This window comes from Nocardioides marmoraquaticus (assembly GCF_054777915.1).
The window spans coordinates 22,423-41,993 of record NZ_BAAHAA010000005.1; the positions used below are offsets into that span (position 1 = coordinate 22,423).

Here is a 19,571-nt window from a genome sequence, read left to right on the forward strand (position 1 = left end):
GCGCTGCTCCTCGGTGCCGCTGCGTCCGCCACCGCGGTCCTGTCCTTGCTGGCCCGCCTCGTCGGCGGCTGAGCCCACGGCCTCGGCCCCGCTGCCGGACCAGCTGCCGGACCAGCTGCCGCACCGACCGTCGGGCCAACCGCCGGGCAACCTCGTGGTGATACACGTCACACATGCGCGAGCAGAGCGAGCAGTCCTTCGACGTCGTCGTGGTGGGGGGCGGCTCGGCCGGCGCGGTCGTCGCCGCGCGGCTGAGCGAGGATCCTTCGGTGCGGGTGGCCCTGGTCGAGGCGGGCGGCACGCCGCCCCCGCACGAGGCCATGCCCGCGGCCGTGGCGACGCTGCAGCTCGACCCCGAGGTCGACTGGATGTTCACCGGCGACCCGGGCGGGGCGGGCGAGGGCCTGGCCGACGGCCGGATGATGGTGCCGCGCGGCAAGATGCTCGGCGGCTCCTCGGGCCTGAACTACATGGCCTACGTGCGTGGCCACCCCGGCGACTTCGACGGGTGGGCGGCCGACGGCGCCAAGGGGTGGTCGTACGACGACGTGGCGCCGTACTTCGCCAAGAGCGAGGGCCTCGTCGACCCGGGCGACGACCCCGACGCGCCGATCGACGCCGAGGCGCACGGCACCGACGGCCCGCTCGGCGTCTCGGTCCGTACGCCGCGCACGCTCGCGGCCCAGCAGTTCGTCGCCGCCGCCGAGGCAGCCGGCATCCCGCGCGGCGACTACAACGGCCGCGACCGGGGCGGGCCGGTCGGGGTGTCGTCGCTGTTCCAGACGACCACCCGCGACGGCAAGCGGTCCTCGACGTACCACGCCTTCCTCGAGCCGGTGCTCGAGCGAGACAACCTGACGATCGTCACCCACGCCACCGTCGAGCAGGTGCTGCTCGAGGAGACCGGTGGCGGCCTGCGGGCCACCGGCATCCGCTACCGCGACCGTGACGGCACGGTCGCCGAGCTGCGCGCCGAGCGCGAGGTCGTGGTCAGCGCCGGCGCCATCGGCTCGCCGCAGCTGCTGCTGCTCTCGGGCATCGGCCCGGGCGAGGAGCTCGCCGAGGTCGGCGTCGAGTGCCGCCTCGACAACCCCCACGTCGGCAAGCACCTCAAGGACCACCTGCACCTGCCGCTGGCCTTCCCCGCCCCCGGTGTCGCGCTGACCATGACCGAGATCGCGATCGGGCTCGGTCCGGACGCGCTGCGGGCGCCGGCGGGTCCGCTGCCCGCAGACCCGGCCGACGACGCGTCGCTGCCGCCCGAGCTCGCCGCCCTCAAGGCCGAGGCGGAGCGCCAGGTGACCGAGTGGGCGACCACCGGCCAGGGGCTCGCGTCGTCGTCGTTCTACGACGCCGTGGCGTTCTTCTCGACCGGGCTCGGCGACGAGCACACCCACGACGCGCAGATCGGGCTGCTCGCCTGCGGCTACACGCCCGACATCTGGCGCCACCTCTTCCGCGTCGACCCCGACGCCTACTTCGCCGACGCCGACGAGGCGCTGTCGCCGATGGCCCAGACCGTGGTGGTGCTGCCCAACCCGGTGCAGCCGCACTCCGAGGGACAGGTGCGGCTCGCGAGCAGCGACCCTGCCGAGGCCCCGGTCATCGAGCTCAACTACTTCGACGACCCGCACGACGTCGCCGTCATGGTGGCCGTCGTACGACGCGCGCTCGACGTCGTCGCGCACTGGCCGGGTGACGGCCTGGGCGAGCTGATGGTGCCGCCCGCGCTCGCGGAGGCCCACGGCCACCAGCCGGGCCAGCAGCCGAGCGACGAGCTGGTCGAGGCGATGGCGCGCCACTACGCGCTGACCGTCTACCACGAGACCTCGACCTGCCGGATCGGCAGCGTGGTCGACGCCGAGCTCAAGGTCGAGGGCGTCGCCGCGCTGCGCGTCGCCGACGCGAGCGTGATGCCGACCGTGGTCAGCGGCAACACCAACGCCGCGTCGATCATGATCGGCGAGAAGGCGGCCGAGATGGTCGCCCAGGAGCACCAGTGGCAGCTCGCGGGCTTCGTGGGCACCGGGCCGACGCGAGGCTGAGCCCGGGGCGGGGGTACGACGAGCGCGGGGAGCGCCGGAGCGAGGGAGACGCACGTGCAGTCGGACATCGAGATCGCCAACGCCGCCACGTTGCGGCCCATCGTCGAGGTCGCGCAGGAGACGCTCGGCATCGACGCCGAGCACCTGGTGCCGTACGGCCACCACAAGGCGAAGGTCGACCTGGGCTACCTCGCCTCGCTGGCCGGGCGGCCGCTGGGCCGGCTCGTGCTCGTCACGGCGATCTCGCCCACGCCCGCGGGCGAGGGCAAGACCACGACGACCGTCGGGCTGACCGACGCCCTCCACGGACTCGGCAAGCGCGCCGTGGCCTGCCTGCGCGAGCCCTCGATGGGCCCGGTCTTCGGGATGAAGGGCGGCGCGGCCGGCGGCGGGTGGGCGCAGGTGGTGCCCATGACCGACATCAACCTGCACTTCACCGGCGACTTCGCCGCCATCGCGGCCGCCAACAACCTGCTCGCCGCGCTCGTCGACAACCACGTGCACCAGGGCAACGCCCTCGACATCGACGTGCGCACGGTGACCTGGAAGCGGGTCCTCGACACCAACGACCGCGCGCTGCGCCAGCTCGCCATCGGGCTCGGCGGGCACGGCAACGGCTTTCCCCGCGAGGACGGCTTCGACATCGTCGTGGCCTCCGAGCTGATGGCGATCTTCTGCCTCACCGAGTCGTGGGCCGACCTCAAGCGCCGCATCGGCGACATCGTCGTCGCCCACACCCGCGCGATGGAGCCCGTGACCGCCCGCGACCTGGCCGCCGACGGGGCGATGGCGGTGCTCCTGCGCGACGCCCTCGCGCCCAACCTCGTGCAGACCCTCGAGGGCGCTCCGGCCTTCGTGCACGGCGGCCCCTTCGCCAACATCGCGCACGGCTGCAGCTCGGTGGTCGCCACCCGCGCGGGCCTGCGTCTGGCCGACCACGTCGTCACCGAGGCCGGGTTCGGCGCCGACCTCGGGGCCGAGAAGTTCGTCGACATCGTCTGCCGCAGCTCGGGGCTGCGGCCCGACGTCGCGGTGGTGGTGGCGACGGTGCGCGCGCTGAAGTACCACGGCGGCGTCGCCGTGGCCGACCTCGCGACCGAGGACCTCGGCGCGCTCCGGGCCGGCATGGCCAACCTGCGGCGGCACCTGGACAACGTGCGCCACGTCTACGGCGTCCCGTGCGTCGTCGCGGTCAACCGGTTCCCCACCGACACCGACGCCGAGGTCGACGCGGTCGTCGAGCTGGTCGCGGCCGAGGGTGTCCGGGCCTTCCCGGCGACCCACTTCGCCGACGGGGGAGAGGGCGCGCGGGCGCTCGCGGAGGGCGTGCTGGCCGCCCTCGACGAGCCGTCGCCGTATTCCTTCTCCTTCACCTACGGCGACGACCAGTCGCTCGCCGAGAAGGTGCAGACCGTCGCCAGCCGCGTGTACGGCGCCGGGCAGGTCACGTGGGACGCCAAGGCGCGACGCCGGCTGCAGCGGATCGAGCGCGAGGGCCACGGCCGGCTGCCGGTGTGCATCGCCAAGACGCAGTACTCCTTCTCGACCGACCCCACCGCGACCGGCGCCCCGAGCGGCCACGAGCTGCACGTGCGCGAGGTCCGGCTGGCGGCTGGCGCGGGCTTCGTGGTGGTGGTGTGCGGCGACGTCATGACCATGCCCGGCCTGCCGAAGGAGCCCGCGGCCGCTCGCATCGACCTGCTCGACGACGGCACGGTGGTCGGGCTGTCGTAGGCGTCAGCCGCTCGGCACGCTCGGCATCACGGTCACGGTCACGCTCGAGCCTCGCGGCACGGGCGTGCCGGGCTGGGGGTCGACGTCGAGCAGGCTGCCGGGTGGCAGGTCGGCGATCGAGCCGCCGGCTCCGGCGTCGTCCGCGCCGGGGAGAGGCGCGACGACCCTCTCGACGACGAGCCCGGCGGCGTCGAGAGCGCGGGCGTAGTGCTCGACGACCCCGGGTGGCGCCCCCCACCCGGGCGTCTCCTCGAAGCGGCCGTAGGTCGTCGGCACCGTCGTGGTGTCGTCGGGCAGCACGCGCAGCGAGTCGCGCACCGCGCGGAAGCTGCCGTCGGCGTCGTCGGCGATGACGACGCCGAAGGCCACGCCCGCCGAGGGGACCGCGAAGACCCGACGGCACACGGCGTCCCAGAAGTCCGCGCACCCGTCGAGCTCGAGCACCTCGCGGCCGTCGACCGACCCGGCCGGCCGCATCTCACGGAGCAGGCCCTCGCCCAACGCCGAGTCCGTGCGGATGACGGCCAACGAGGACACCTCGGCGAGCTCGGCGTCGGTCGGCTCGTCGGCGCAGTCGGTCATCGCGCCCGACTCGGCGTACACCGTCGTCTCGATCGGTTTCAGGCACCGGGTCTCGCCGGTGGTCCACCACGCCGGCACGGCCACCGCGACACTGCCGGCGCCGACCCAGCGCACGTCACCGTCGTGCTCCTCCTGGGACGAGCCCCCGCCGGAGCTCCCGCAGCCGGACAGCAGCATCCCGAGGGCCAGGACCGGCAGCACGCGTCGCATCACGGTCCTACGACGCGCCGGCCGTCGAGCTGGTTCCGAGGGGTGGCTCAGGGCTCCCGCGGGGGCAGCCGGCCGGTGTCGAGCAGGTACTGCGCGACGAGGCCGATCTTGGTGCGGCTGCTGCGCGAGGCCTGCCGGAGCCGCTCGAAGGCGGCAGCGGCGTCGAGGTGCTCGCGGGCCATCAGGAAGCCGACGCCGCGCTCGATGACCACCCGGTAGTCGAGCGCGTACTGAAGCTGGGCCGCCTGCTCGCCCGCGGAGTGCGCGGCGAGGGCGGCGGTCAGGGTGGCCTGCACGACGGTGCTGTAGCGCGACAGCGCGTCGCGCTCGGCCTCGGTCCAGGCGTGGGGCCGGTCGAGGAAGACGTCGAGCGTGCCGACCCGCACCGACCCCAGCTTGACCGGGACGCCCATGACGGCGCGCAGCTCGGGCTGGCCCCCGACCACGGCGCGGAAGTCGGGCCACCGGGCGTCGGCGCGCACGTCGTCGGTCCACACCACGCGGTCCTGCACGAAGGCGTCGGTGCAGGGGCCCTGCCCGGTCTGCGACTCGGCCTTCTCCAGCAGCCGGCCCTGGCCGTCGCTGGCCGCGACGTAGTGGATCTCGCTCGTCTCGTCGGCCAGCATCACGCCGCTCCCGGTGACCCCGAAGATGTCGACGCAGGCCGTGACCACCTCGCTGAGCGCTGCGAGCAGGTCGTCCTCGCCCCGCGCGACCTCGTGGGTCGTGAGGCGGCGCAGGCTCGCGTTGACGGCCTCGGCGTCCAGGCTCACGGCTGCTCCTCGTCGGTCGGGGTGTCGGTCGGGGTGTCGGTGGGGGTCAGGTCGAGCTGTTGCTGCAGGCGGTGCTGGTGCTCACCGGCGGCGCCGGCCCGGGCGTTGACCCGCATCGCCAGCCCCAGCACGTCGGCGTACGCCGCCGCGGCTCGCGCCTGCGCATCGGTCCAGCGGTGGGGCGCACGCATCGAGGCCGTGAGGCTGCCGACGACCGATCCGTCGACGTGGACGGGCGTGGACAGCAGCGCCGCCGCGGGGACCTCCTCGAGCCGCGCGGCCAGCGCCGGGTAGCGCCCCGCTGCCCCGACGTCCTCCATCCGCACCGCGATACCCGATCGGACCGCGTCGATCCCGGGGCCCTCGTCGCAGGCGAGCTGCTCGAGCTCCACCAGGGCAGCCTGCTCGTCCGACGCGGCGGCGACCCGGGGCCGGTCGGCGTCGTCGAGCAGCGTGAGGCCCACCGCGTCGACCTGGAGCACCGGCACCGCGGCCGCGACGACCCGCTCGACACGGGCCACGAGCTCCCCGCGGTCGGCAGCGGGGGTCCGGGCCACGAGGTCGACGAGGGGTCCGAGGGCACGTCGCAGGGCCTCGCCGTCACCGGTCACGACGTGGGGTCCGGCTCGGTCGCGTCGAGCGCCCCGACGACCTCGGACCCGTCGGCGGACGGCGACTCCTGGCGGCCCCGGGGCACCGGGCCCGCGACGACCCGGGTGCGGGGGGCCGACCGCCGACGTCGCGGCGGTCGCGGCGCGTTGGGATCGTCACCCAGCCCGACGGCGGCCGCGGCCCGCGGCAGGTTGCGGGCGAGGGCGCCCACCGTGTCGACCTCGTGGGCGTCGAGGGTGCCGTCGGTGACGGCGACCAGCAGCCGTGCGACCTCCTGCACCTTGTGGTTGGAGTGGTTCGACAGCCGGGTCAGCAGGGCCCAGGCGCGGTCGGTGTCGGTGTCGTAGCGCTCCGCGAGCAGGCCGATCGCGGTGCCGATGCGCGTGCGCGTCTCGAGCGCCGCCTCCAGGTTCTCGACGTCGGCCTCGAGGGCGGCGACCCGCGCCACGAGCGCGGCGTGGTCGCCCGCCTCGCCGACCGCTGTGGTCGGCTCGACCGGGTCCGGGAACCGCTCGGACTGCACGCCAGACATGCGTCACCCTCCGCTGCACACATGTCCGCGGACACAGGGCGGAGCTGATGGGAACGCGGTGAATATACCGACACGTCCCCTCGGGTCACGAGGGGGTCCACGGCGACCGACGAGCCGCGGCACCCGCTGGACGAGCGGCGGGTTCTGCTGGTCCAGGTGCGAGGAGCCCTGGCGACGAGCCTCGAGACCCGGTGACCCGAGCGTGGTGGTCTCGACAGGCTCGACCAGCGAGCGAATAGCGGTGGTCTCGACAGGCTCGACCGACGAGTGGTGAGCGGGCGGGTCTTGCTGGTCGAGGTGCGAGGAGCCCTGGCGACGAGCCTCGAGACCCGGTGACCCGAGCGTGGTGGTCTCGACAGGCTCGACCGGCGAGTGATCAGTGGTGGTCTCGACACGCTCGACCAGCGAGGGGCGGGCTCTGCTGGTCGAGGTGCGAGGAGCCCTGGCGACGAGCCTCGAGACCCGGTGGCCCGAGCGTGGTGGTCTCGACAGGCTCGACCAGCGAGCGAACAGCGGTGGTCTCGACAGGCTCGACCGACGAGTGGTGGGCGGGCGGGTCCGACAGGTCACCATCCGTCACGAGACGGCACCGAACGTGCCATGGTGGGTGGGTGGTCGCGCACGGCGGCCACCCGGACGAGGCGCGTCGTACCCGGACCAGCGACAAGACGATGCTCTGCGAAGGAGCGTGTCGTCGTGGCGTGGATCGTGCTGGTCGTGTCCGGGGTGCTGGAGGCCGTGTGGGCCACCGCGCTGGGTCGCTCCGAGGGGTTCAGCCGCCCCGGTCCGTCGGTCGTCTTCGGGGTCGCGCTGACCCTCTCCATGGTCGGCCTGGGCGTCGCCATGCGCGACCTGCCGGTCGGGACGGCGTACGCCGTGTGGGTGGGCATCGGCGCGGTGCTCACCGTGACGATCGCGATGATCTCGGGGGAGGAGCCCGTCTCGGCCCTGCGGGTGCTCCTGCTGCTCGGCATCGTGGGGTGCGTGGGCGGCCTCAAGCTCATCAGCTGACCCGGTGAGTGGTCGAGGCCGCCAACCGGGGCGACCTCGGGTACGCTGAGGTCAGCCCGGCTGCCCTTGCCCTCTCCGGCGGCCGGCGTCGCTCCCGCAGGGTGACCCGTCTGGTCACCGGCTCGCGTCGAGCGGCAGCGTCCCGGGCCGGCTGGTCCGGGCACACGCGGCAGCAGACCGCCCGGAGCTCTCGGGTGGTCGTCGGTGCCGACCGGGAGAGGCACGTGGAGCCGCGCCGCACGTCGTGCGGCGTACGAGGAGGAGCCTGTGGCCCGAGGAGGCCAGCGCCAGAACGCCCGACGGGGCGGCCAGCGCCGCCGCAACGGCGGACCGGCCGGACGCGACAACGAGGGGATCATCCCCGTCCTCGCGCGCACCGTGCGCGAGGTCGAGAACGCCGTCGCCCGGGGCTCTGCCATGCCCTCGGTGCGGGCGAAGTTCCAGGTCATCGGCCTGCTGGCCCGCGAGGAGCGGGCCCGGGTCAAGTCCGACGACTCCCTCAGCGACGCCCGTCGTGCCGAGCAGCTCAAGCGGCTCGACGGCATCGCCACCATCATGGCCACCACCGCGGCCCGCGACAGCACGCTCTTCACGCTGCTCGACGCCAACGCCGAGGTCAGCGAGGCCGCCAAGATCATCAAGCGCGAGATGATCGAGGCCGCCGGCCTCGAGGCCGCCGACGAGCCGGAGCCCGAGACCCCCGAGGTCGAGCTGCCCCACGCGCACCGCCAGGTGACGCCGCGCTCCGTCGTCCAGCGCCGGCTCTCCAAGCCCTTCCTCGTGCCCGACTTCAGCACCGCCGAGGAGCGCCGCCCCGTCGCGCGCCGGCTCGCCGGCTGGGAGCTGCTCGGGCCGCTCTTCCGCTCGTTCGAGTACGCCGTCGAGGGCGCCTCGGCGTGCATGGCGCTGCCCGAGGCGAGCGCCTTCAAGGCCCCCGACGGACGGCAGCTGATGCCGCACCAGGCGCAGCTCGTGGCCTCCGCGGCCGCCGGGCACCGCAGCTTCCTGCTGGCCGACGAGCCGGGCCTCGGCAAGACCGCGCAGGCGCTGCTCGCCGCGCAGGCCGCCGACGCCTTCCCGCTGCTGGTCGTGGTGCCCAACGTCGTCAAGACCAACTGGGCCCGCGAGGTGGGCCTGTGGGTGCCGCAGCGCGAGGTGACCGTCATCCACGGAGACGGCGACGACGTCGACGGCTTCGCCGACATCGTGGTCGTCAACTACGAGGTGCTCGACCGCCACGTCGGCTGGCTGGGCGAGCTGGGCTTCGGCGGGATGGTCGTCGACGAGGCGCACTTCATCAAGAACAAGCAGTCGCAGCGCTCGCAGTTCGTGCTGCAGCTGTCGGAGAGGATCCGGGCGCGCACGGGCAAGCCGCTGCTGATGGCGCTCACCGGCACGCCGCTGATCAACGACATCGAGGACTTCCAGGCGATCTGGGAGTTCCTCGGCTGGATCGACGACAAGAAGCCGCTCGCCTCGCTGATGACCCGGCTCGAGGCCACCGGCATGACGCCGCAGGACCCGGGCTTCTACCCGGCGGCACGCCAGTGCGTGGTCGACATGGGCATCGTGCGGCGCCGCAAGGTCGACGTGGCCGCCGACATCCCCGCGCGTCGCGTGGCCGACCTGCCGGTCGAGCTCGACGACGAGGCGGGCCGCTCGATCCGGGCCGCCGAGCGCGAGCTGGCCGCCCGGCTCGTACGCCGCTACGACAGCGCCATCGCGACGCGCCAGTCGGGCCAGACCGTCGAGGGCGTCGACCACGAGCTCGTGCGGCGCGTCGCGACCTGGGAGCGCGAGGACGCCGACGCCAGCTCGGGCGAGAACGTCTTCGGGATGCTCCGGCGCATCGGCCAGGCCAAGGCCGGGCTCGCCGCCGACTACGCCGCCCAGCTCGCGCGCAACGTCGGCAAGGTCGTGTTCTTCGCCAAGCACGTCGACGTCATGGACGCGGCGCAGGAGGTCTTCGACAAGCGCGGCCTGCGCTGGAGCGCCGTGCGCGGCGACCAGACCACGACGTCGCGGCAGCAGCAGATCGACGCCTTCGTCAACGACCCCGAGGTCAGCGTCATCGTGTGCTCGCTGACCGCGGCCGGCGTGGGCCTCAACCTGCAGGTCGCCTCCGACCTGGTGCTGGCCGAGCTGTCGTGGACGGACGCCGAGCAGACCCAGGCCATCGACCGGGTGCACCGCATCGGCCAGGACATGCCCGTCACGGCGTGGCGCATCATCGCGACCCAGACCATCGACACCCGCATCGCCGAGGTCATCGACCGCAAGGCCGGCCTGGCCGCGCGGGCGCTCGACGGCGCGGGCGAGGACGTCGCCACCTCGGTCGACGTGCAGCTCGAGGCCCTGGTCGGCCTGCTCACCGCGGCGCTGGAGGAGCGCGCGGCCTGAGGCCCACCATGCGGACGGCCCCCCGAGGGGCCGGACGGCTCGGCAGGGTGGACGGCGTGAGCCACCCCGTGACCGTGATGTGGACCGTGCCCCGCTCGGTCTCGACGTCGTTCGAGCGCATGATCAGCGAGCGCGGCGACCACACCGTCGTCGACGAGCCGTTCTCCCGGGCCTACTACTTCGGGCCCGAGCGCCACTCCGGTCGCTACGACCGCACCATCGCGCACAGTGCGCCCCACGAGATCGTCGACGAGCTCGAGCAGGCGGCCCGGGAGCGGCCGGTCTTCGTCAAGGACATGGCCTACCAGGCCACCGACGTGCTCGACGAGCTCGTGCCGAAGGTGCGCAGCTGCTTCCTCGTGCGCCACCCGGCCGCGACCATCCGCTCGCTGGCCCGCACCTGGCCCGACTTCACCGACGACGAGACCGGCTGGGCCCACCTCGACCGCGTCGCCGACCTGGTGGAGGACGCCGGCGACCCGCTGGTCGTCGTCGACGCCGAGCAGGTCTGCGCCGACCCGGGCCCGGTCGTCGAGGACTGGTGCGAGCGGATGGGCCTCGAGCACGACCCCGACGCCCTGACGTGGGAGCCCGGCATGCGCCCCGAGTGGCACTTGTGGGAGGAGTGGCACGCCTCCACCGCCCGCTCGACGGGCTTCGCGCCGCTGCGTCCGACGCCCGACCCGCCCGGGCCCGACCAGCCGCGGCTGCGAGCGGCGTACGACGCCGCCGTGCCGGTCTACGAGCGGTTGCTGGCGCACACCCTGCAGGGCTAGGCGAGGAAGGCCAGCAGCTCCTCGGCGGTGGCGGCCGGGGCCTCCTCGGGCAGGAAGTGCCCGCAGTCGAGGGCACGGCCGGTGACGAGGTGGGGCGACGCGGCGTACGAGCGCCAGACCTGCAGCACGTCGTACGCCGCCTCCAGCAGGCCGTGGGCGCCCCACAGCACGAGCAGCGGCACGCCGACGCGCTCGCCGGCGTCGTACGACGCCTCGTCGTCGGCGAGGTCGCAGCTCAGGCCCGCTCGGTAGTCCTCGCACGTCGCGTGCACGGAGTCGGCGTCGAAGCAGCGGACGTAGTCGGCGACGACGGCCTCGTCGAAGGTGGCGCCGGGCGCGGCCCAGCCGGCGAGCTTGCGGCGCAGCCAGAGCTCGGCCACCGGCTCGATCATCCGCTCGGGCAGGTCGCCCTCCTTGGCCAGGAAGAACCAGTGGTCGTAGGTGCGGGCGAGGGTCAGGTCGACGTGGTGCAGCACGTGGCGCGTCGGCACCACGTCGAGCACGGCGGCGCGGGTGACGGCGTCGGGGTGGTCGAGGCACAGCCGGTGGGTGACGCGGGCGCCGCGGTCGTGGCCGACGACGGCGAAGCGGTCGTGACCCAGCGCGCGCATCAGCCCGATCACGTCGGTCGCCATCGCGCGCTTGCCGTACGCCGCGTGGTCGGGGCCGGACGCAGGGCGGGCCGAGTCGCCGTAGCCGCGGAGGTCGGGCGCCACGACGGTGTGGCGCTCCGCGAGCGCGGGGGCGACCGCGTGCCACATCGCGTGGGTCTCGGGGTAGCCGTGGAGCAGCAGCACGGGCGGTCCGTCGCCGGCCACGGCGACCCGCAGCCGGACGCCGTCGACGTCGACGTCGCGGGCGGCGAACCCGTCGAGGAGCGTCACGGGGCGTCCGCGAGCGGGCAGGTCAGCGGGAGCACCAGGCGGAAGGTGCTGCCGACACCGAGGGTGCTGCTGGCAGTGAGGCGGCCGCCCATGAGGCTCACCAGCCCCCGGCTGATGGTCAGGCCGAGGCCGGCGCCGCCGTGGCGGCGGGTGGCGGTGGGGTCGAGCTGGGCGAACGGGCGCGACAGCGACTCGAGCCGGGCCTCGGGGAAGCCGGTGCCGGTGTCCTCGACCTCGAAGACGACGGCGCGGCCGCCGCCGTCGTCGGTGGTCGCGACCCGGAGCGTCACGGCGCCGGAGTCGGTGAACTTCAGCGCGTTGTCGACGAGGTGGCCCAGCACCTGCTGGAGGCGCGCCGGGTCGCCGTGCAGCTCCTCGGGCGCATCGTCCGAGCGCACCACGCGGAAGCCGATCCCGCGGGCGCGTGCACGGGGCACGGCCCACGCCGCGACCGCGTCGAGCACCGCGGCGACGCCGACCGGCTCGGTGCGCAGCCGCACGTCGCCCGCGGTCAGCCGCGAGGCGTCGAGCACGTCGTCGACCAGGGCGAGCAGCCGCAGCCCGGAGCGCTGCACCACCTCGAGGAGACCGGCCTGCTCGCCGTCGAGGTCGTGCTCGGCGAGCAGCTCGGCCGCGGCGAGCAGGCTCGCGAGCGGCGTGCGGAACTCGTGGCTGGTGTTGGCCAGGAAGTCGGTCTTGGCGGAGTCGGCCGCCTCGGCCTCGCGCCGGGCCTGCTCCAGCGCTCGGAGCACGGTGTTCTCGACCGTCATGTCCTCGGCCAGGCCCTGCACCGCCACGACGACGCCGTCGACGACGACGGGCACCAGGGTGACGTTGAGGTCGACGGTCTCGCCGGTGCTGGTGCGCACCACCGTCTGCACCTTCTGCGCCTCGCCGGCCAGCACGGCGGCGAAGGTGTCGTGGGCCTGCGGCAGCCGCACGGGGTCGACGACCTCGTCGAAGCGCATGCCGCGCAGCTGCTCGAGGGTGTAGCCGGTGTGCTGCTCGGTGATCGCGTTGGCCTCGTCGAAGCGGCCGTCGGGCGTCAGCGAGAACGCCGCGTGGGGGTTGTCGTCGAAGAAGGCCCGGAAGCGCACGACCTCGGCGCGGAGGGCATCCTCCACGCTCTCGCGCCGCGACGGGTCCGTCACTGCTCCCGACCTCCCGAGACGGTACGAGCCCGGACTGGGCCACAGCGGCGCCATGCTCTCAGACCGGGGCGTCCGGAACGGAACCGTCGGCACGGATGGTCGAGACCAGCTCGTCGACCGGTGCCGACCCGAACAGGCCCGGCAGCCCGCCGGTGTGCAGCAGCACCACCCGCTCGCCCGGGCGTACGTCGCCCTCCGCCACCGCGGCGCGCAGCCCGGCCAGCGCGCGACCGGTGTAGACGGGGTCGAGCAGCAGGCCCTCACGGCGTGCGGCCAGCAGCACCGCCTGGCGCACGGGGGCGGGGAAGGTGGAGTAGCCGTCGCCCACCTGGTCGCGCCGCAGCCGAAGGCCCTCGGGGTCGCCGCCGAGCTCGCGGACGAGCCGTGCGACCCGCGCCTCCGGGTCGTCGGTGGCGCCGGTGTCGACGCCCAGCACGCGAGCGGTGCCGAGGGCGGCGACCAGGCCCGCCTGGGTCCCGCCGGACCCGACGGCGACCACCACGTGCCGCACGTCAGGCACCTGGTCGAGCAGCTCGCGACCCGCGTCGGCGTACGCCGCTGCGCCCACGGCGTCGGAGCCGCCGTACGGCACCAGCGCGGCGGTGGGTCCCAGCTCGGCGACGCGCTCCTCGGCGACCCGCTCGAGCTCGGTCGTCGGGACGTCTCCCGCCCACAGCACCTCGGCGCCGAGCAGCCGGTCGAGCAGCAGGTTGCCGCGCGCCTGGTCGGGCTCCTCGCCGCGCAGCACCAGCTCGACCCCGAGCCCGAGCCGGGCCCCGGCGGCCGCCGTCACGCGCGCGTGGTTGCTCTGCGCGGCGCCGGTCGTCACCAGGCGGGTGGCACCGCGCCCCACGGCCGCCGCGGCAGTGCGCTCGATCTTGCGCACCTTGTTGCCGCCCGCACCGAGCCCCAGCAGGTCGTCGCGCTTGACGAGCAGGTCGTCCTCCCGCAGCCCGAGCGCGACCGCCAGGCGCGGCGCAGGCTCGACCGGGGTGGGGTAGGTCGCGAGCGTGGTCATGGGTCGATGCTGCAGGCTGGCGCCATGACGACCGAGACCGGGGGCGTACCCACGGCGCCGCGCCACCACCAGGAGTCCGTGCTCGTGCAGGCCACGCCCGAGGAGGTCTACGACGTCGTCAGCGACATCACCCGCACCGGCGAGTGGAGCGTGCAGTGCGAGGCCGCCTGGTGGGAGGACGAGACCGAGGCGGGGCAGGTCGGGGCGTGGTTCGTCGGGCGCAACGCGACACCGTCGCGCACCTGGGAGACCCGCTCGCAGGTGGCGGTCGCCTCGCGGGGGCGTGAGTTCGCCTGGCTCGTCGGGGGCGCCTGGGTCCGGTGGGGCTTCAGGATGGGAGCCGGCGAGGGCGGCACCCAGCTGACGCAGACCTGGGACTTCCTGACCGCGGGCTACGAGCGCTTCGTCGAGCTGTACGGCGACGAGGCGCCCGCCCAGATCGACGACCGCACCCGCGCCGCCCACGAAGGAATCCCCGTGACGCTGGCCAGGATCCGCGACATCGTGGAGGCGTGAAGCAGCAGCAGCGCGAGCCGGTCGTCGCACGCAACCGCAGGGCGGCGCACGACTACCACCTCGACGAGACCTGGGAGGCCGGCCTCGTGCTCACCGGCACCGAGGTCAAGGCGCTGCGCGCGGGCCGCTGCTCGCTGATTGACGGATTCGCCGACCTCGAGGCCGGCCCCGGCGGCGTGCTCGAGGTCTGGCTGCACCAGGTGCACATCCCGGAGTACGCCCAGGGCACCTGGACCAACCACGCCGTACGCCGCAAGCGCAAGCTGCTGCTCCACCGCCGCGAGATCGACCGCATCGCCCGCCGCCTCGACGCCAAGGGCACCACCCTCGTGCCGCTCTCGCTCTACTTCGCCGGCGGCCGCGCCAAGCTCGAGCTCGCTCTCGCCCGCGGCAAGCGCGAGTACGACAAGCGCCAGTCGCTCGCCGAGCGCGACGCCCGCCGCGAGATCGAGCGCGAGTTCAGCCGCCGGGTGAAGCGGCAGCGCGGCTGACGGTCACCTCGGTGACGTCACTGGTCGACCGTTGACGTCGTCGCCGGAGGACCCCCTCTGGCCCCGGTCGTCGTCGACGGTCCACGCCTGGCAGGTTCCAGAGGGTCTCCGCCCTGCGAGACGTGGACCATCGGCAAAGTCACTGGTTAACCAGTGACTCTGCCGCCGCAGGAGCGCCCGACCTCACCCCAGCTCGCGGTCGAGGTTGAGGGCGGCGGAGATCAGGGACAGGTGGGTGAAGGCCTGGGGGAAGTTGCCGAGCTGCTCGCCGGCGAGGCCGATCTGCTCGGCGTAGAGGCCGAGGTGGTTGGCGTAGGTGAACATCTTCTCCAGCGCCAGGCGGGCGTCGGAGAGGCGACCGGCGCGGGTGAGGGCCTCGACGTACCAGAACGAGCACAGCGAGAAGGTGCCCTCGTTGCCGTCGAGGCCGTCGGGGGAGGCCGAGACGTCGTAGCGGAAGACCAGCGTGTCGGAGACGAGGTGCTCCTCGACCGCGCGCAGCGTCGAGAGGAACTTCGGGTCGTTGGGGGCGAGGAACTTCAGCAGCGGCATCAGCAGGATGCCGGCGTCGAGGTCGGTGCCCTCGTCGTGCAGCGTGAAGGCGCCGATCTCGTCGCTCCAGTGCCGGTCCATGATCCGGTGGTAGATCTCGTCGCGCACCTCGCCCCAGCGGGCCAGCTCGCCGGGCAGGCCACGCTGGCGGGCGGTGCGCATCATCCGCTCGATCGCGACCCAGCTCATCAGCAACGAGGTGGTGTGGTGGCGGGGCTCGTCGCGGATCTCCCACATGCCGGCGTCGGGGCGGTCCCAGTTGTCGATCAGCCACTCCAGCGCGCGGGTCAGGTCGGCCCACGCGTCGGCCGAGAGCCCGTCGCCGTACTTGTTGAACAGGTAGACCGAGTCGATCAGCTCGCCGTAGATGTCGAGCTGCAGCTGGTCGACGGCGCCGTTGCCGGCGCGCACGGGCCGGGAGTCGCGGTAGCCGCGCAGGTGGTCGAGCTCGACCTCGTGGGGCAGGTCGCCGTCGATCGTGTAGAGCACACGCAGCGGCCCGAGGTCCTGACCGTCGGCGCCCTCGTGGTTCTCGGCGTCCTTCGGGTCGCCCATGCGCTCGGAGAGCCAGCGCATGAAGTCGGCGGCCTCCTCGGTGAAGCCGAGCCGCAGCAGGGCGTAGAGGGTGAAGCCGGCGTCGCGGATCCACACGTAGCGGTAGTCCCAGTTGCGCTCGCCGCCGATCGCCTCGGGCAGCGACGTCGTGGGCGAGGCGATCACGGCACCGCTCGGCTCGTGGGTCAGCAGCTTGAGCGTCAGGGCGGAGCGGTGCACGGTCTCGCGCCAGCGGCCGCGGTACGACGAGCGCGCGATCCACGCCTGCCAGAACTCGACCGTGCGGTGAAAGAGCCGGTCGCTGTCGATCTCCTCCGGCGAGGCCACGTCGGACTCGTCGGCGCCCTCGGGCAGCACCTCGAGCACGAACAGGTGCTCCTCGCCCGGCTCGAGCGAGAGCCGCGCGGTGGCCGACCCGTCGGCGACCTCGAGCGGCACCGTCGCGCTCAGCCCGAGACGGACGCCGTCGCCGGTCATCAGCAGGCCGTGCTCGGCGGGCCGTACGTCGCAGCCGAGACGTCCGTAGGCGGGCCGGGCGGTCAGCGTCATCTCGAGGTCGGCGCTGCCGCGGACCGCGGTGACCCGGCGCACGATGCGCTGGCGGTGCGCGGGGTCCTTGGTTTGCAGCACCGGCATGAAGTCGTGGACCTCGGCCACCCCGCGCTGGGTCATGAAGCGGGTGACGAGCACGTTGGTGTCGGGGTAGTAGAACTGGCTGGTCGTCACGCCCTCGTCGGACGGGCCGAGCCGCCAGCAACCGCCCTGCTCGGGGTCGAGGATCGAGCCGAAGACGCTGGGGGAGTCGAAGCGGCCGGCGCAGAACCAGTCGATGGTGCCGTCGGTGCCGACCAGGGCGCAGGTGCGCAGGTCGCCGATCAGCCCGTGCTGGGCGATGGGCAGGAACGGCTCCTGCTCAACCACCGAGCTGCCACCCGCCCTGCGGGAGGTCGACGGCCGCCTGCGGCCCCCAGCTGCCCGGCTCGTAGCGCTGGACCTCGGGCCGGTGCTCGAGCACCGGGGCGACGACCTGCCACAGCCGGTCGACCTCGTCGGCGCGGGTGAACAACGTCTGGTCGCCCCGGATGACGTCGAGCAGCAGCCGCTCGTAGGCCTCGAGCGGGTCGGCGCCCTGGGCGTCCTCGCTGAGCTGCAGGTGCAGGTCGGCGGGGATCAGCTCCATGTCGGGGCCCGGGCGCTTGGCGCGCACCTCGACGTGCACCTCGGCGTCGTCGGAGAGCCGCAGCACCAGGTCGTTGGGGGGCAGCGAGCCGGGCGCGGGGCAGTCTCCCTCGTCGTCGACGTCGAACATCGTGCAGTCGGGCGACGCGAACCGCAGCGTGATGACCCGGTCGGTGGCCGCCATGCGCTTGCCGGTGCGGAGGTAGAACGGCACGCCGCGCCAGCGGTCGTTGTCGACGTGGGCCTCGATCGCGACGAAGGTCTCGACGTCGGAGTCGTCGGCCACGTCGTCCTCGTCGCGGTAGCCGTCGTACTGCCCGAGCACGACCCGTGACGGGTCGAGCGGCTGCAGCGCCTCGAAGACGGCGTGCTTGGCGTCGCGCACCGCGCCCTCCTCGAAGCGACGGGGGTCCTCGAGGGCGACGAAGCCGAGCAGCTGGCACAGGTGGGTCGAGACCATGTCGCGCAGGCAGCCGGTCGACTCGTAGAACGAGCCCCGCCCCTCCATGCCGAGCTCCTCGGGCACGTCGATCTGCACCGAGGCGATGCTGTGGCGGTTCCACGCGGGCTCGAAGAGGCCGTTGGCGAAGCGCAGCGCCAGGATGTTCTGCACCGCCTCCTTGCCGAGGAAGTGGTCGATGCGGAAGACCTGCTCCTCGTCGGCGACCTCCTTGACGGCCGCGTCGAGCTCGCGGGAGCTCTCGAGGTCGAGGCCGAAGGGCTTCTCGAGCACCAGCCGTGCCCGCTCGGTGAGGCCCTCGCGGCCGAGCATGCCGATCATCCCCTCCATCGCGGCGGGCGGCACCGAAAGGTAGACGAGGCGGCGTACGTCGGCGGTGTCGGACCCGAAGTCGTCCTCGGCGTCGCGCACGGCGGCGGCGAGGTCGCTGCCGTCGTCGGCGCTGGAGGTCTGGAAGGAGACCCGGCTCAGGAAGTCCTTCAGCAGGTCGTCGTCGAGGTCGTCGCCGACGGTGTCGCGCAGGCCGTCTGCGACCTGCTCGCGGAACTCGGCGTCGGTGCCGGGGGAGTGCCGCCCGCTGCCGATGACGCGCAGCTCCTCGGGCAGGCGACCTGCCGCGGCCAGCCGGTAGAGGCCGGGGAAGAGCTTGCGGGCAGCGAGGTCACCGGTGGCGCCGAAGAGGACCAGGACGTGGGGCGGGAGGTGCTCGGACGAGGGGGACGAGGTGGCAGCAGCCATGCGCTCGGCGTACCCGGCGTCGCGGGCGACGACACGGCGGTCAGGCGTCGTCGAAGTCACCGTCGGCGAGGTGGGTCCACGGGCCGCCGTCGTAGCGCCACAGCCGCACGCCGCTCGCCCGGCAGGTCCACGGCCGGTGGTCGCGCTCGAGCGTCGCGAGGGTACGCCGCGCCTCGGCCGGCTCCACCTTGTTCTGCACCGTGACGTGCAGCCGCAGGCCCTGGTCGTCCTGGCGGGTCAGCTGTGCCGCCCACCGTCGCCGCCAGCGCTCGCGCAGCCGCTCGACCTCCGGGCAGTCGAGGTCGAACGCGACGCCACGGCCCAGCGACCGCGGTGGCCGTACGGCGACCTCGGGTGCCGGCAGCTCGCCGAGCGTCGCCAGCTCCTCGCGCACCTCCCCCTCGAGCCGGCCCGGGAGGGCGTGGAACAACGTGACGTGGGCGCCGACCCGCGTGCGCCCGGCGGGGAACCAGCGCCGACGCTGCTCCTCGAACCACTGCTGCGCCTCCGGCTCGAGCCCGAGGGTGAGCACCAGCGGCGGCGGGTCGTGGCTCATCCGGTGAGGGTTCCCCAGAGCTGGCCGAACCGTTCACCTGTCCCCGGATTCGGTGCGATCCTCGGGGGGTGAGCACACGTCCCGGTCACAAGCCGCCCGACCACGTCTTCGTCGCGCCGAGCGGGTGGCGCCACGCGGTCGGCGTCGTCACCGCGCTGGCGGTCGTCGGCGCGGTCGCCGTGGGCTGGGTGGCGTGGCGCTCGGAGTCGGTCGACCTGCTCGTGCTCGCCCTCGGGTCGGCGGCCCTCGCCGTCGTGTGCTGGGTCTACCTCGCGGTGAGCACGCCGCAGCGGGTGCTGATCACCGGGTCGACGATCGAGATCAAGCGCGGTGCCGGCTCGCAGACCTACGACCTCGAGGACCCCGGTGTCGACCTCCTCGTGCGCGACGGCTCCGTGGCGTTCGGCCACTACCGCGACAACTGGACGGTCGTCCAGGCCCGAGACGTCGACTGGCCCGTCTTCATGGACGTCGTGATGCGCTACCAGGCCCAGGCCGACCACAACGCCGAGGAGCGCGACCGCCGCTTCAGCAAGTGAGCCCGCCGCCCACCCGGAAAAAAACTCCGAGCCCCTGCGGAACCTCCGTGGCTCCCCGACGATGACAGGGGTGGAAGGACACGGGACCGAGGTCCTGGGCCCTGCGAGGGGGAGGACTCGACTCCCGACGTGCCGCGCGTCGGGGTCGTCCGACCCCCCGCGGCGAGGAGCCCCGTGCTTGCTTCCGTGGTGTCGCACCGGTGCCTCAGGGCCCCCGCGACCGGCACCCCCGATGACGTAGCCTGTCGGCCACCCCT

The 19,571-nt window shown here is 73.8% G+C and carries 18 protein-coding genes and 1 riboswitch; of the genes, 8 read left to right on the plus strand and 10 right to left on the minus strand.

Going from position 1 to position 19,571, the window contains the following annotated elements; genetic code table 11:
• Nucleotides 1-173: 173 nt before the first annotated feature.
• On the plus strand, nucleotides 174-2,045 hold the full coding sequence (locus ACYU8I_RS05080) for a GMC family oxidoreductase (RefSeq protein ID WP_460838152.1): 1,872 nt from the start codon (nucleotides 174-176) through the stop codon (nucleotides 2,043-2,045).
• 54 nt (nucleotides 2,046-2,099) lie between these two features.
• Entirely contained in the window at nucleotides 2,100-3,779 is a 1,680-nt protein-coding gene (locus ACYU8I_RS05085; RefSeq protein ID WP_460838154.1) for a formate--tetrahydrofolate ligase, read from the plus strand.
• A gap of 3 nt (nucleotides 3,780-3,782) precedes the next feature.
• Here ACYU8I_RS05085 and ACYU8I_RS05090 read toward each other — a convergent pair whose 3' ends face one another.
• Genes ACYU8I_RS05090 through ACYU8I_RS05105 form a run of 4 tightly spaced genes read right to left on the minus strand, consistent with a single transcriptional unit; the run spans nucleotide 3,783 to nucleotide 6,488 of the window.
• The gene (locus tag ACYU8I_RS05090) at nucleotides 3,783-4,571 is read right to left on the minus strand and encodes a PASTA domain-containing protein (protein WP_460838156.1); all 789 of its coding nucleotides are present in this window, start codon (nucleotides 4,569-4,571) and stop codon (nucleotides 3,783-3,785) included.
• A gap of 47 nt (nucleotides 4,572-4,618) precedes the next feature.
• Nucleotides 4,619-5,344 (minus strand): GAF and ANTAR domain-containing protein, encoded by a 726-nt coding sequence (locus ACYU8I_RS05095; RefSeq protein WP_460838158.1) that lies wholly within the window; start codon nucleotides 5,342-5,344, stop codon nucleotides 4,619-4,621.
• Nucleotides 5,341-5,955: a GAF domain-containing protein gene (locus tag ACYU8I_RS05100; RefSeq protein ID WP_460838160.1), complete on the minus strand. Its 615-nt coding sequence runs from the start codon at nucleotides 5,953-5,955 to the stop codon at nucleotides 5,341-5,343. Before ACYU8I_RS05100 ends, ACYU8I_RS05095 begins: the two co-directional genes overlap by 4 nt.
• Entirely contained in the window at nucleotides 5,952-6,488 is a 537-nt protein-coding gene (locus ACYU8I_RS05105; protein WP_460838162.1) for an ANTAR domain-containing protein, read from the minus strand. The genes ACYU8I_RS05100 and ACYU8I_RS05105 overlap by 4 nt, the downstream gene beginning before the upstream one ends.
• 609 nt (nucleotides 6,489-7,097) lie before the next feature.
• A riboswitch (guanidine-III (ykkC-III) riboswitch) is annotated at nucleotides 7,098-7,166 on the plus strand.
• 18 nt (nucleotides 7,167-7,184) lie between these two features.
• Between ACYU8I_RS05105 and ACYU8I_RS05110 the strand changes: the two genes are divergently transcribed.
• The 3 genes from ACYU8I_RS05110 to ACYU8I_RS05120 all read left to right on the plus strand — a co-directional run bounded on the left by ACYU8I_RS05110 (nucleotide 7,185) and on the right by ACYU8I_RS05120 (nucleotide 10,675).
• A complete protein-coding gene (locus ACYU8I_RS05110) occupies nucleotides 7,185-7,499 on the plus strand; it encodes a DMT family transporter (protein WP_460838165.1) in 315 nt (104 codons plus the stop codon).
• Between the two features lie 267 nt (nucleotides 7,500-7,766).
• On the plus strand, nucleotides 7,767-9,899 hold the full coding sequence (locus tag ACYU8I_RS05115; RefSeq protein ID WP_460838168.1) for a DEAD/DEAH box helicase: 2,133 nt from the start codon (nucleotides 7,767-7,769) through the stop codon (nucleotides 9,897-9,899).
• 56 nt (nucleotides 9,900-9,955) lie between these two features.
• A complete protein-coding gene (locus ACYU8I_RS05120; protein WP_460838169.1) occupies nucleotides 9,956-10,675 on the plus strand; it encodes a sulfotransferase-like domain-containing protein in 720 nt (239 codons plus the stop codon).
• On the opposite strand, the gene ACYU8I_RS05125 is transcribed toward ACYU8I_RS05120, so the two are convergent.
• From ACYU8I_RS05125 to ACYU8I_RS05135, 3 genes are read right to left on the minus strand one after another with little or no spacing between them, the layout of a single operon-like run.
• Nucleotides 10,672-11,559 (minus strand): alpha/beta hydrolase, encoded by an 888-nt coding sequence (locus tag ACYU8I_RS05125; protein ID WP_460838172.1) that lies wholly within the window; start codon nucleotides 11,557-11,559, stop codon nucleotides 10,672-10,674. The genes ACYU8I_RS05120 and ACYU8I_RS05125 overlap by 4 nt on opposite strands.
• Nucleotides 11,556-12,710 (minus strand): PAS domain-containing sensor histidine kinase, encoded by a 1,155-nt coding sequence (locus ACYU8I_RS05130; protein ID WP_460838174.1) that lies wholly within the window; start codon nucleotides 12,708-12,710, stop codon nucleotides 11,556-11,558. Before ACYU8I_RS05130 ends, ACYU8I_RS05125 begins: the two co-directional genes overlap by 4 nt.
• 58 nt (nucleotides 12,711-12,768) lie before the next feature.
• A complete protein-coding gene (locus tag ACYU8I_RS05135; protein ID WP_460838176.1) occupies nucleotides 12,769-13,728 on the minus strand; it encodes a 1-aminocyclopropane-1-carboxylate deaminase/D-cysteine desulfhydrase in 960 nt (319 codons plus the stop codon).
• 24 nt (nucleotides 13,729-13,752) lie between these two features.
• On the opposite strand from ACYU8I_RS05135, the gene ACYU8I_RS05140 reads away from it, so the two are divergent.
• A complete protein-coding gene (locus tag ACYU8I_RS05140) occupies nucleotides 13,753-14,244 on the plus strand; it encodes an SRPBCC family protein (protein ID WP_460838178.1) in 492 nt (163 codons plus the stop codon).
• Nucleotides 14,241-14,735, plus strand: coding sequence for an SsrA-binding protein SmpB (gene smpB / locus ACYU8I_RS05145; protein ID WP_460838181.1), 495 nt, complete (start codon nucleotides 14,241-14,243; stop codon nucleotides 14,733-14,735). The genes ACYU8I_RS05140 and smpB overlap by 4 nt, the downstream gene beginning before the upstream one ends.
• Nucleotides 14,736-14,918: 183 nt before the next feature.
• Here the strand turns inward: smpB and ACYU8I_RS05150 are convergent, their stop codons facing one another.
• Genes ACYU8I_RS05150 through ACYU8I_RS05160 form a run of 3 tightly spaced genes read right to left on the minus strand, consistent with a single transcriptional unit; the run spans nucleotide 14,919 to nucleotide 18,775 of the window.
• On the minus strand, nucleotides 14,919-16,763 hold the full coding sequence (locus ACYU8I_RS05150) for a glycoside hydrolase family 15 protein (protein ID WP_460838183.1): 1,845 nt from the start codon (nucleotides 16,761-16,763) through the stop codon (nucleotides 14,919-14,921).
• Nucleotides 16,756-18,219, minus strand: a complete 1,464-nt coding sequence (gene zwf / locus ACYU8I_RS05155) for a glucose-6-phosphate dehydrogenase (RefSeq protein WP_460838184.1) — start codon at nucleotides 18,217-18,219, stop codon at nucleotides 16,756-16,758. The genes ACYU8I_RS05150 and zwf overlap by 8 nt, the downstream gene beginning before the upstream one ends.
• A 40-nt stretch (nucleotides 18,220-18,259) precedes the next feature.
• Nucleotides 18,260-18,775, minus strand: coding sequence for a 2'-5' RNA ligase family protein (locus tag ACYU8I_RS05160; RefSeq protein ID WP_460838185.1), 516 nt, complete (start codon nucleotides 18,773-18,775; stop codon nucleotides 18,260-18,262).
• Between the two features lie 68 nt (nucleotides 18,776-18,843).
• On the opposite strand from ACYU8I_RS05160, the gene ACYU8I_RS05165 reads away from it, so the two are divergent.
• Nucleotides 18,844-19,314, plus strand: coding sequence for a hypothetical protein (locus ACYU8I_RS05165; RefSeq protein ID WP_460838187.1), 471 nt, complete (start codon nucleotides 18,844-18,846; stop codon nucleotides 19,312-19,314).
• Nucleotides 19,315-19,571 lie beyond the last annotated feature (257 nt).